This window comes from Acidimicrobiales bacterium, assembly GCA_036399815.1.
Lineage (GTDB): Bacteria > Actinomycetota > Acidimicrobiia > Acidimicrobiales > DASWMK01 > DASWMK01.
This window is the reverse complement of record DASWMK010000195.1, coordinates 17,143-27,725: the sequence shown is the minus strand read 5'-3', so window position 1 is coordinate 27,725 and position 10,583 is coordinate 17,143. Positions and strand designations below refer to the sequence as shown.

Here is a 10,583-nt window from a genome sequence, read left to right as displayed (position 1 = left end):
CCTCCACGAACGCCCGGGTGAAGGCGACGGCCTCGGGCGAGGTCCGGAGACGGTCGGGGTTGGCCACCCCGCCGGGCAGCACGAGCCCGTCGTAGTCGTCGGGGGACGCCTCGCCGACCGTGCGGTCGACCGGGAACGTGTCGCCCCGGTCGAGGTGGTGGAACGCCTGGACCTCGCCGGCCTCGGGGGCGAGCAGCTCGGGCCGGCCGCCGGCCGCCTCGACGGCCTTCCACGGCTCGGTCAGCTCGACCTGCTCGACGCCCTCGTTGGCCACCAGGAACGCGACGCGCTTGCCGTTGAGCTCGTTCGCCATGACCGGCGACGTACCCGGCCGGTCGCCGCGGCACACCGGCGCGCCCGCCCAGGGCCGTCGTCGCCCCTCCATGCCCACCCGGGGGCCCGGCGCGACGACGACCACATCGGCGGCGAGGTCCGGGCTCGTCGACGGCAGCGGTGCTCCGCCCCCGTGGCGCCGTGGCGCCGTGGCCCGCCGCTCGCCGTGGGCGCGGCACGGGGTGACCGCTCCGGCCGTCGGGTAGGCCGGGGGCATGGAATCCCATGGTCCCGTGCAGCAGGAGGCGCATCGCGTCGCCGGCCCGTTGGCCGGGCTCGCCGACGCCGGCGGCCCGTTCGTCACCGTCCACCTGACGACCGAGGGCGCGATCGAGAACGCCGCCCAGAAGGTCGACGCCCAGTGGCGCGCGCTGCGCAGCGAGCTCGAGGCCGCCGACGCGCCGGCCGGCGCGCTCGACGCCATCGCCGAGGTGACCGACGGCGCCCACACCCGCGGCCCGTCGCTCTACGCCGTCGCCACCGCCGACCGCCTGCTCGTCGCCGAGTCGCTCGACGTCCAGCCGGCCAGGGACTTCGGCCGGGTCGCGTCGCTGCCCGTGCTGGCCCCGCTGCTCACGTGGCGCCAGTCGTCGGTGCCCCACGTCGTCGTGGTGGCCGACCGCACCGGCGCGGACGTGACCGCGGTGCCCCGGCGGGGCGAGCCGATCGAGGAGGAGGTCGAGCCCGACCACGGCCGCGACCCCGTCCAGCGGTCGAAGCCGGGCGGGTGGTCGCAGCGCCGGTACCAGGAGCGGGTGCAGAACACGTGGGCGGCCACGGCCGACGAGGTCGCCGACGTCGTCGTCCGCATGGTCGGCCGGGTCGGCGCCCGGGCCGTCCTGCTCGCCGGCGACGTGCGGGCCGTCGAGCTGCTCCAGAAGTCGCTGCCCGACGAGGTCGGGGCGCTGGTCGAGGTGGTGCCGGGCACCAGGGCCGACGACGGCTCCGACGCGGAGCTCGAGGACGCCGTCGCCCGCCACGTGCGCACGGTGGCCGCCAACGAGACCGTCGGCCTGCTCGACAAGTTCCGCGAGGAGCGGGGCCAGCACGACCGGGCCGCCGACGGGCCCGAGGCGACCCTCCTCGCCCTGGCCAAGGCCCAGGTCGACACCCTCCTCGTCGCCGCCGACCCGGACGACTCGAGGACGGCCTGGTTCGGGCCCGACCCGACCCTCGTCGCCGCCGACGCGCAGACGCTGCGGGACCTCGGCGTGGACGAGCCGGTGGAGGGGGCGCTGGCCGACGTGGCCGTGCGCGCCGCCCTCGGCACCGGCGCCGGCGTGTGGGTGGTGCCCGCCCACGGCGGACCGACCGACGGGGTCGGCGCGATCCTCCGCTGGGCGGACTGAGGCGCTCCTGCTAGGCGCGGGGCGGGTCGGGCGGCCCGCCCAGCGTCTCCCAGACCTGCTCGACGGTCTCGAACTCCTGCCCGGCCGGGAGGCTCCTCAGGCGCTCGACGACCCACTCGGGGGCGAAGTTCTCCTCGGCGCTCGCCACGAGCGTGTCCCGGTCGCCGGGGAAGGCGGCCCGGTTCAGGTGGCGGGCGATGTCGGCCCGCTCGCGCAGGGCCTCGTCGTCCATCCCGCCCGGCAGCGGCGTGTCCCTGGAGATCTCGCCGACCTCGGGCTCGCCCTCGCCCGGCCCTTCCTGGTCGCGGAACTCCTCGACCCTCGAGTCGCCGCCCCGGCCGTGGGTCAGGGCCGCGGTGTCGTGCACCATCTGGTCGTCGACGCGGGGGCCGTGCTTGTCGCTGCCGCGCATGTCACCTCCATGGCAGGAGCCGCCGGGCGACGCCCCCGGCGACCGGTACGGGTCGTTGCAGCTCACCGAGCCGGCTGTTCAGCACGAGCGAGGCGCCGGTGAGGAGGGGGACGGCGGCGTCGAGCAGCCGGGCCCGGCGGGCGAGGGCCTCGTCCTCGCCGTCGTCGGCCTGCTCGAGGCGGGCCCGGGTGCGGGCCGCGGCGATCGTCGCCGCCAGGCCGCCGAGGGTGCACACCGTCTGGGCCGCCGAGGTGGGGAACACGCCCCGCTGGAACGTGAGGCGGCCCTTGTTGATGGGGACGAGGAGCGTGCCGCCCACGAGGTGGGCGGTCACGGCGGCGGCGCCGACCGGCGCCCACCTCGCCCACGTGCGCCGACCGAACGGGGTGCCGTCGACCGCGACCGCGCCCATCAGCGACCCGCCGAACCACGCGGCCAGGCCGGCGTCGTTCATCACCCGGGCGACGGTGTTGGTCCCCATGGCGAACCGGGCTACCCGTCGGCGGGTCGGGCCAACCCGCGCCCGGGGCCGGACGCGAGAGGGGGCCGGCACCGTGCCGGCCCCCTCCGCTGCTGGGATCTGGTCCGTCTACTGCTGGCGGTACTGCTCGGCCGTGGACCGGGCGTGGTCGGTGACGTCGGACGTGGCCTGCCCGGCGTGCTCCTTGACCTCCCCGGCGGCCTGCGCCGCCTGGTCCTTGACCTCCTGGGCGGCCTGCGCCGCCTGGTCCTTGACCTCCTGGGCGGCCTGCTGGGCCTGGGTCGTGACCTCCTGGGCGGCGTCCTGGGCCTGCCCGGCCAGCTCCTGGCCGGCCTGCTGGGCCCGCTCGCCGACGGCCGAGGCGACCTCCTTGGCCCCCTCGGTCAGCTGCTGCTTGGCCGGCTCCAGCTTCTCCTGCACGGTCGAGGCCATCTGGGCCTCGACCTCGCTCTCGGGCAGGATCGTGGCCAGCAGCAGGCCGGCGCCGAAGGCGACGGCACCGGCGAGGAGGGGGTTGCCCTGGGCCGCCTGGGTGGCCTGCTCGGGGGCGCCGCGCACGGCGCCGACGGCGGTCGAGGCCGCGCCGCCCACGGCCGAGGCCGCGCTGCCGGCGGCACCGGCCACGGTGGACGCCGCGCTGCCGGCGACGTCGGTGACGCTCGACGCGGCACCGCCGACCGTGGACCCGGCCGAGCCGGCGACGCCGCCGACGGCCGAGGTGGTCGCGTCGTAGCGGCCCATCACGGTCTCCCGCAGCCCGGTGATGCGCTGGCGGACGGCCGCCCGGCGGCGCTCCACCATGCGGCCGGGGCTGACCCGGTCGCCGATGGCCTCGAGCGTGGTGCCGAGGTCCTCGCGCGTCTCGGCGATCTCACGCCTCAGCTCCTCTGGTCTCGAAGCCACTGCGCATCCTCCTTGAGGGTTTCGACGGTCTGTTCGGGAACGGGGTTGACCTGCTGCATCTGCTTGCGGGCCTTGCCGAACAGCACGGCCGCGGCGATGGCGTAGATGGCGCCGACGATGAGGAAGGCGAAGCCCTCCGGCATGATCTCGGCGAGGCCCCAGGCGAGGGCGAAGGAGAGCAGGAGCAGGGCCATGAAGCCGGCCAGCCCGGCCGCGCCGAAGGCGCCGCCGGCCTTGCCCGCCTGCTTGGCCTCCTCCTTGAGCTCGACCTTGGCCAGCTCCATCTCCTTGCGGACGAGCGTGGAGAAGTCGCTGGTCATGCGGCCGAACAGCTCGCCGAGGGACACCTCCGGCATCAGCGGCTCGGTCTCCGACGGCGGAGCCGTCGGCCGAGCCGACGAGGCGCCGGCGTACGGGTCGGCCATCAGTGCCGCCCCTCGCTGTCGAGCAGCGGGTCGTCCGGTCCGCCGACGGTGCTGCCGGTCTCGCCGCCACCGGTGATGACGCCGGGGCCGACGGGCGGCTGGTCCGCGCCGGGGGCGGTGGCGGAGGAGCCGTAGGTCGGGTCGTAGGCCGGCTCGCTCCAACCGCCGGTGCCGACGGTCTCGGGGGCGGGCGTGCCGTAGGTCGAGCCGACGGCCGGGCTGGCGGCGACGGAGGCGGCCGGGCCGGTCAGGCCGTAGTCGTAGGCGGCGCCGGCCGAGCCGTACGCGTCGGAGGTGCCGTAGCCCTGGCCGTAGCCCTGCCCATAGCCCTGGCCGTAGCTCTGCCCGTAGTTCTGGCCGTAGCCCTGGCCCTGGCCGCCGCTGTCCGAGCCGGCGTTCTTGATCATGCGGCCGACCGCGAAGCCGGCGGCCGCGGCGCCGAGGAGGAACACGCCGGGGCGGCGGCGGGCGAACTGGCTGACGTCGCGGACGACGGCCTCGAGCCCGCCGTCCTCGACCCGCTGGGCCATGCTCTGGAGCTGGTCGGACAGCTGGCGGGCCCACTCGCCGGCCTGGCCGGCCTCGTCGGTGCGGCCCTCGGCCAGCGCGCGGAGCTGCTCGCCGGTCTGGCGGATCGACCCGGCGGCCCGGCGGGCCTGCTCCTCGGTCTGCTCGCGCGCCTGGCGGGTGGCGTCCTGGAGGACGGTGCGAGCCTGGTCCTTGGCCTGCGAGGCGAGGGACATGGCCTGCTCGGCGGCCGTCCCGACGACCTCCCTGGCCTGCTCGGCGGCCGTCCCGACCACCTCGCCGCCCCGCTGCGCGGCCTCGCTCGCCACCTCGGTGCCGCGCTCGGCGGCCGTCGACGCCACCTGGCCGGCGGCCTCGGTCGGCCCGCTCGGCGGCGTCGTGCCCGTGGTGGTGCCCGTGTCCGGATACGTGCCCGGGTAGGTGCCGGCGTCGCCGACCCCGGCCGTGCCGCCCGTCGCCCCGGTCGCAGGGCCGGGGCCGGGCCCGGGAAGGATCGGCTCTGCGGGATCGTTCAGCACGTTGCCTCCTGGCTCGTCGGTAAGCGATGCCGGAGCGCGCCCCGGCAGCGCCCTCACCCTGCCCGAAAGCCCGCCGCGCCATACCACGCGGCGCCGTGCTCAGGCCAGGCGCGCGGCGAGCGACGTGCGCCGGACCAGGTACGGGCCGAGCACCAGCAGGTCGACCGGAGCGGACCCGAAGCACTCCAGCGCGTCCCGCGGATCGTCGACCATCGGCCGCCCCGCGGTGTTGAGGCTGGTGTTCACGAGCACCGGCACCCCGGTGCGGCGCTCGAAGGCGTCGAGCAGGGCGGCGACGAGCGGCTCGGCCTCCCGGTCGACGGTCTGGACCCGGGCCGACCCGTCCACGTGGACCACCGCGGGGATGCGGTCCCGCCACTCGGGCCGCACGCCGTGCGTGAACAGCATGTAGGGGCTCGGGATGACCCCCTCGAAGATGGCCCCGGCCCGGTCGGCCAGCACCATGGGGGCGACCGGGCGGAACTGCTCGCGGCCCTTCACGTCGTTCAGCCGGGTGAGGTTCTCGGCCCGGCGGGGGTCGGCCAGCAGGCTGCGGTGGCCGAGGGCCCGGGGCCCGTACTCCGAGCGGCCCTGGAACCACGCGATGACGCCGTTGGCCGCCAGCGCCTCGGCGACCGCGCCGGGCAGGTCGTCGGGCCGCTCGTAGGGCACGTCCGCGGTGACCAGCCAGGCCTCCAGGTCGGCGTCGCTCCACGACCGGCCGAGCGCGGCCGTCGCCATCGGGACGACCTCGTCGCCGTCGGCGTGGGCCTCGTGGAGCGCGGCGCCGAGCGCGGTGCCGGCGTCGCCCGCGGCCGGCTGCACCCAGACGTGCTCGAAGGCCGTCTCGGCCGCCAGCCGGGCGTTGGCCACGCAGTTGAGGGCCACGCCGCCGGCCATCGTCAGGGTGCGCTCGCCCGTCCGCGCCTGCAGCCAGCCGGCCAGGTCGAGCAGCACCTCCTCCAGCCGCCGCTGCACGGTGGCGGCCAGGTCGGCGTGCTCCTGGGACCAGGCCTCGTCCCCGCCGCGCCGCTTCACGAGCGTGGCCCACTCGATCGGCGCGACCGTGAACCCGCCCTCGCCGTCGGTGCGCACCCAGTCCCGGAACTGGTCGAGGAAGGCCGGCTGCCCGTAGGACGCCAGCGCCATCACCTTGTACTCGTCGCTCGACCGCCGGAACCCGAGGTGCTCGGTCACCTCCTCGTACATGAGGCCGAGGGAGTGCGGCAGCTCCTGGGCCCGGTAGACCTCGAGGTCGCCGCGCCGGGACCGGCCGGCGAGGTGCGAGGCCGCCTCGCCCCGCCCGTCCAGCACGAGGACGGCCGAGTCCTCGTACGGCGCCGCGAGGTAGGCGGACGCCGCGTGCGCGACGTGGTGGGGCACGTACCGGACGACGGCCGGGTCGAGCCCGGGCAGCGCGGTGCGCAGGAACAGCGGCGCCCGCTGCGCGTAGAGGGTGCGGAGTCCCTCCCAACCGTCGGCGGTGACGTCGTCGCCCACCGGCGGGGCGAGCGCGGGGTCGTAGGAGTAGGCGACCGCGTCGAGGTCGCCCGGCTCGATGCCGGCCTCCTCGAGGCACCAACGGGCCGCCGCCTCGGGCACCTCCCACGTGCTGAACGGGACCGGGGACTTGCCGTGCTTGCGCCGGCTGAACCGCTCCTCCTCGGCCGCCGCCACGACCTCGCCGTCGACGACCAGCGCGGCCGCCGGGTCATGGAACACCGCGTTGACGCCGAGCACCTTGGCCATCGCCCCGGTCTAGCCGACCAGGCCGGGGGTACCGGTGCGGCCATGGCGACCCGCCCGACGCACACCGCGTCCAACCAGGGCACGGGGTACTCCCCGGCCCAGTACATCGCCCTCGCCCTCGGCATCGCCTTCGTGCTCGCCGGGATCGTGGGCTTCTTCGTCACCGGCTTCGACGACTTCGCGGACACGAACACCAACGAGACCCTCCTCGGCCTCGAGCTGAACCCGCTCCACAACATCGTCCACCTGGCCCTCGGCATCCCCGGCCTGCTCCTCTGGCGCCGGGTCGACACGGCCAAGACGTACCTGTGGCTGCTGGTGGTCGGCTACGCGGCCGTGTTCGTCTACGGGCTGTTCGTGGCCGAGGACGACAACGAGGCCAACATCCTGTCGCTGAACTCGGCGGACAACGTCTTCCACGCGGCGATCGTCGTCGTGTCGCTCATCGGGGCGCTGTGGCCCGACCGCGACCGGCGCTACGCCGAGGACCGCCGCCGGTAGCATCTCCTCCACACCGGGGAGCTCGGGACAGCCGGGCTGAGAGGGTGGCCGCGCTCCGGCGGCGCCACCGACCCGTCGAACCTGAACTGGGTAATGCCAGCGGAGGGACGCCGTGGACATCTCGACGCGACCGTCGACCGTCATCGTCGTGACGGGAGGCGAGCCCGTCCCACCCGGGGCCGTGACCGGCCTGCCCGACCCCGACCTGGTCGTGGCCGCCGACTCGGGCCTGGAGCACGCCAGCGCGCTGGGCCTGTCGCCCGACGTCGTGGTCGGCGACATGGACTCGGTCGCCCCCGGCGCGCTGGCCGGCGCGGAGCGGGCCGGCGCGCTGGTGGAGCGCCACCCGGTGGCCAAGGACGCCACCGACCTCGAGCTCGCCCTCCGCTACGCCGCCGGGCTCGGCCCCGCCCGCATCGTCGTCACCGGCGGCACGAAGGGCCGGTTCGACCACGAGCTGGCCAACGTCCTGCTGCTGTGCGCCGACGACCTCGCCGGGCTGGAGGTCGACGCCTGGTTCGGCCCCGCCCACCTCACCGTCGTCCGCTCCCGCCGGGAGCTGTGCGGCGAGCCGGGCGACCTCGTGTCGCTGCTGCCCGTCGGCGGCCCGGCCCTCGGCGTCCGCACCGACGGCCTCCTGTACCCGCTCGCCGGCGAGGACCTCGGGCCCGGCACGACGAGGGGCGTGAGCAACGTGCTCACCGCGCCGGTGGCGACCGTGTCGGTCGAGTCCGGCGTGCTCCTCGCCGTGCAGCCGGGCGGGCGGGCGTGAGGCGGGCGCTGCTGGCCGCCGCCCTGCTCGCCGTGGCCGCCTGCGGCGGCGGCGACGGCGACGGAGGTCCGGTCACGCTCACCCTCGTCACCCACGACTCGTTCGCGGTCAGCGACGGCGTGCTCGACGCCTTCGAGGAGCAGGCGGGTGTCGAGGTCCGCGTGCTCCAGGGGGGCGACGCCGGCCAGGTCGTCAACCAGGCCGTCCTCACGAAGGACGACCCGCAGGGCGACGTGCTGTTCGGCGTGGACACCACGTTCCTGTCCCGGGCGCTCGACGAGGGCCTGTTCGAGCCGCACGAGGCGGAGGGCCTCGACGGGGTGCCGGCCCGCTACCGGGCCGACCCAGGGCACCGGGCCACCCCGGTCGACCACGGCGAGGTCTGCCTGAACTACGACGTCGCCTGGTTCGAGGACCACGGGCTCGACCCGCCGACGTCGCTCGACGACCTCACCGACCCCCGCTACCGCGACCTGCTCGTGGTCGAGAACCCGGCCACGTCGTCGCCCGGCCTCGCCTTCCTCCTCGCCACCGTCGCCGAGTACGGCGAGGACGGGTGGCTCGACTGGTGGGGCGCGGTGCGGGACAACGGCGTGCTCGTCACCGACGGCTGGGAGGAGGCCTTCGGCGGCGAGTTCAGCGCCGGCGGCGGGGGCGGGGAGCGGCCCGTCGTCGTGTCGTACGCGTCGAGCCCGCCCGCCGCCGTCCTCTTCGCCGACCCGCCGCCCGAGGCGTCGCCCATCGGCGTGGTCGAGGCCAGCTGCTTCGAGCAGGTGGAGTACGCGGGGGTGCTGGCCGGCACCGACCACCCGGAGGAGGCCGGCGCGCTGGTCGACTTCCTGCTGACCCCGGCCTTCCAGGAGGACGTGCCGCTGTCGATGTTCGTGTTCCCGGTGGTCGAGGGGACGCCCCTGCCCGACGTGTTCACCGAGTTCGCCGAGGTGCCGGACGACCCGCTGTCGCTGCCGGTGGACGAGATCGGCGAGGGGCGGGACCGGTGGGTGGACGCCTGGACCGCGACCGTCCTGCGCTGACCGGGCGGCTGGCGTGGGGCGCGGCGGCGGCCGTGCCGGTCGCGTTCGTCGCCGTGTTCTTCGCCTGGCCGGTGGCCGCCATCGTCGGGCGGGGGTGGGACGCGGGCGCGCTCGGCGCCGTGCTCGGCGACGGGCGGCTGCGGTCGGTCGCCTGGTTCACCGTGTGGCAGGCGGCCGTGTCGACGGCGGTGACGCTCGCCGTCGGCCTGCCGGTGGCGGCCGTGCTGGCCCGCTTCCGCTTCCCCGGCCGCCGCCTCGTGTGGGGGCTGGTCGCCGTGCCGTTCGTGCTGCCGACGGTCGTGGTCGGCACGGCGTTCCTCGCCCTCGACGTGCGCCGGTCGGTGACGGCCATCGTGCTCGCGCACGCGTTCTTCAACGTCGCCGTCGTCGTCCGCACCGTCGGCGGCCTGTGGTCCCATCTCGACCCCGCGCTGGTCGAGGCGGCGAGGGCGCTCGGCGCCGGGCGGTGGCGGGCCTTCCGGGAGGTGACCCTGCCCCTCCTCGGCCCGGCGGTCGGCTCGGCGGCCGTGATCGTGTTCCTGTTCTGCTCCACGTCCTTCGGGGTCGTCCTGCTGCTCGGCGGGCCCCGCCTCGGCACGCTGGAGGTGGAGATCTGGCGGGCGACCGCGCAGCGCCTCGACCTCGGCACGGCGTCCGCCCTCGCCCTCGTGCAGCTGGCCGCCGTCGTCGCCATGCTCGTCGCCTACGGGCGGCTGGCCGAGCGCCGGGCCGTCGGCCAGCCCCTCGTCGCCGAGGACGACGCCAGCCGGCGGCCGAGGGGCGCGGGGCAGTGGGCGGTGGTCGTCGCCGCCGTCGGCGGCGTGGCGGTGTTCCTCGGCACCCCGCTCGCCGTGCTGGTCGAGCGGTCGCTGGCCCTGCCCGGCGGCGGCCACGGGCTCGAGGCGTACCGGGCGCTCGCCGACACCGGCCAGTCCTTCCTCGTGCCGCCCATCGAGGCCGTCCGCAACTCGCTCGGGTTCGCCGTGGTGGCGACGGCGATCGCGCTGGTCGTCGGCGGCCTCGCCGCCGCCGTCGTCGCCGGGCGCCGCACGGGGCCGGCCCGCGCCGTCGACACGCTCCTGATGCTCCCGCTCGGCACGTCCGCCGTCACCCTCGGGTTCGGGTTCCTCGTCGCCCTCGACCGCCCGCCGCTCGACCTGCGGGGCTCGGCCGCGCTCGTCCCCATCGCCCACGCGCTGGTGGCGGTGCCGTTCGTGGTCCGCACGCTGGTGCCCGTCCTGCGCTCGATCGACCCCCGGCTCAGGGAGGCGGCCGCCGTGCTCGGCGCCCCGCCGCGGCGGGTGTGGCGGGAGGTGGACCTGCCGATCGTCGGGCGGGCGCTCCTCGTCGCCGCCGGGTTCGCGTTCGCCGTCTCGCTCGGCGAGTTCGGGGCGACCGTGTTCATCGCCCGGCCGGACGTGCCGACCCTGCCCGTCGCCGTCGAGCGCCTGCTCCGGCCCGGCCTGCCCTACCGCGAGGCGCTGGCCATGAGCACGATCCTGCTCGTCGTGACGGCGGCGGTGATCCTCGCCGTCGACCGGGTGCGGGTCGGCCGGGCCGGCGAGTTCTGATGCTGTC

Annotated in this window: 12 protein-coding genes and 1 riboswitch; of the genes, 5 read left to right on the top strand and 7 right to left on the bottom strand. The window is 76.3% G+C overall.

Translation table 11 applies throughout. The features are described from left to right. The coding region (locus VGB14_14630; GenBank protein HEX9994161.1) for a DJ-1/PfpI family protein at nt 1-313 on the bottom strand (313 nt) is incomplete at its 3' end. Nucleotides 314-548: 235 nt separating this feature from the next. On the opposite strand from VGB14_14630, the gene VGB14_14625 reads away from it, so the two are divergent. Then, complete coding sequence (locus VGB14_14625) at nt 549-1,682, top strand: Vms1/Ankzf1 family peptidyl-tRNA hydrolase (protein HEX9994160.1); 1,134 nt, start codon at nt 549-551, stop codon at nt 1,680-1,682. 10 nt (nt 1,683-1,692) lie between these two features. On the opposite strand, the gene VGB14_14620 is transcribed toward VGB14_14625, so the two are convergent. The 6 genes from VGB14_14620 to VGB14_14595 form a co-directional block, all read right to left on the bottom strand. After that, on the bottom strand, nt 1,693-2,094 hold the full coding sequence (locus tag VGB14_14620; protein ID HEX9994159.1) for a DUF2795 domain-containing protein: 402 nt from the start codon (nt 2,092-2,094) through the stop codon (nt 1,693-1,695). Nucleotide 2,095: 1 nt separating this feature from the next. Further along, a complete protein-coding gene (locus VGB14_14615; protein ID HEX9994158.1) occupies nt 2,096-2,575 on the bottom strand; it encodes a hypothetical protein in 480 nt (159 codons plus the stop codon). Between the two features lie 108 nt (nt 2,576-2,683). Next, on the bottom strand, nt 2,684-3,478 hold the full coding sequence (locus VGB14_14610) for a DUF3618 domain-containing protein (protein HEX9994157.1): 795 nt from the start codon (nt 3,476-3,478) through the stop codon (nt 2,684-2,686). Continuing rightward, nucleotides 3,454-3,903 (bottom strand): phage holin family protein, encoded by a 450-nt coding sequence (locus VGB14_14605; protein HEX9994156.1) that lies wholly within the window; start codon nt 3,901-3,903, stop codon nt 3,454-3,456. Before VGB14_14605 ends, VGB14_14610 begins: the two co-directional genes overlap by 25 nt. Continuing rightward, a complete protein-coding gene (locus tag VGB14_14600; GenBank protein HEX9994155.1) occupies nt 3,903-4,949 on the bottom strand; it encodes a hypothetical protein in 1,047 nt (348 codons plus the stop codon). The genes VGB14_14605 and VGB14_14600 overlap by 1 nt, the downstream gene beginning before the upstream one ends. A gap of 99 nt (nt 4,950-5,048) precedes the next feature. Further along, nucleotides 5,049-6,698, bottom strand: a complete 1,650-nt coding sequence (locus VGB14_14595) for a carbamoyltransferase C-terminal domain-containing protein (GenBank protein ID HEX9994154.1) — start codon at nt 6,696-6,698, stop codon at nt 5,049-5,051. A gap of 42 nt (nt 6,699-6,740) precedes the next feature. Here VGB14_14595 and VGB14_14590 point away from each other — a divergent pair, with 42 nt between their 5' ends. The 4 genes from VGB14_14590 (at nt 6,741) to VGB14_14575 (ending at nt 10,576) form a co-directional block, all read left to right on the top strand. Further along, nucleotides 6,741-7,199 (top strand): DUF4383 domain-containing protein, encoded by a 459-nt coding sequence (locus VGB14_14590; GenBank protein HEX9994153.1) that lies wholly within the window; start codon nt 6,741-6,743, stop codon nt 7,197-7,199. Nucleotides 7,200-7,203: 4 nt separating this feature from the next. Then, nucleotides 7,204-7,326, top strand: a riboswitch (TPP riboswitch). A 21-nt stretch (nt 7,327-7,347) separates the two neighbouring features. Continuing rightward, complete coding sequence (locus tag VGB14_14585; protein ID HEX9994152.1) at nt 7,348-7,971, top strand: thiamine diphosphokinase; 624 nt, start codon at nt 7,348-7,350, stop codon at nt 7,969-7,971. After that, nucleotides 7,968-9,005: a thiamine ABC transporter substrate-binding protein gene (locus VGB14_14580; GenBank protein HEX9994151.1), complete on the top strand. Its 1,038-nt coding sequence runs from the start codon at nt 7,968-7,970 to the stop codon at nt 9,003-9,005. Before VGB14_14585 ends, VGB14_14580 begins: the two co-directional genes overlap by 4 nt. After that, the gene (locus VGB14_14575) at nt 8,969-10,576 is read left to right on the top strand and encodes an iron ABC transporter permease (protein ID HEX9994150.1); all 1,608 of its coding nucleotides are present in this window, start codon (nt 8,969-8,971) and stop codon (nt 10,574-10,576) included. The genes VGB14_14580 and VGB14_14575 overlap by 37 nt, the downstream gene beginning before the upstream one ends. The last annotated feature ends 7 nt before the right edge of the window (nt 10,577-10,583 follow it).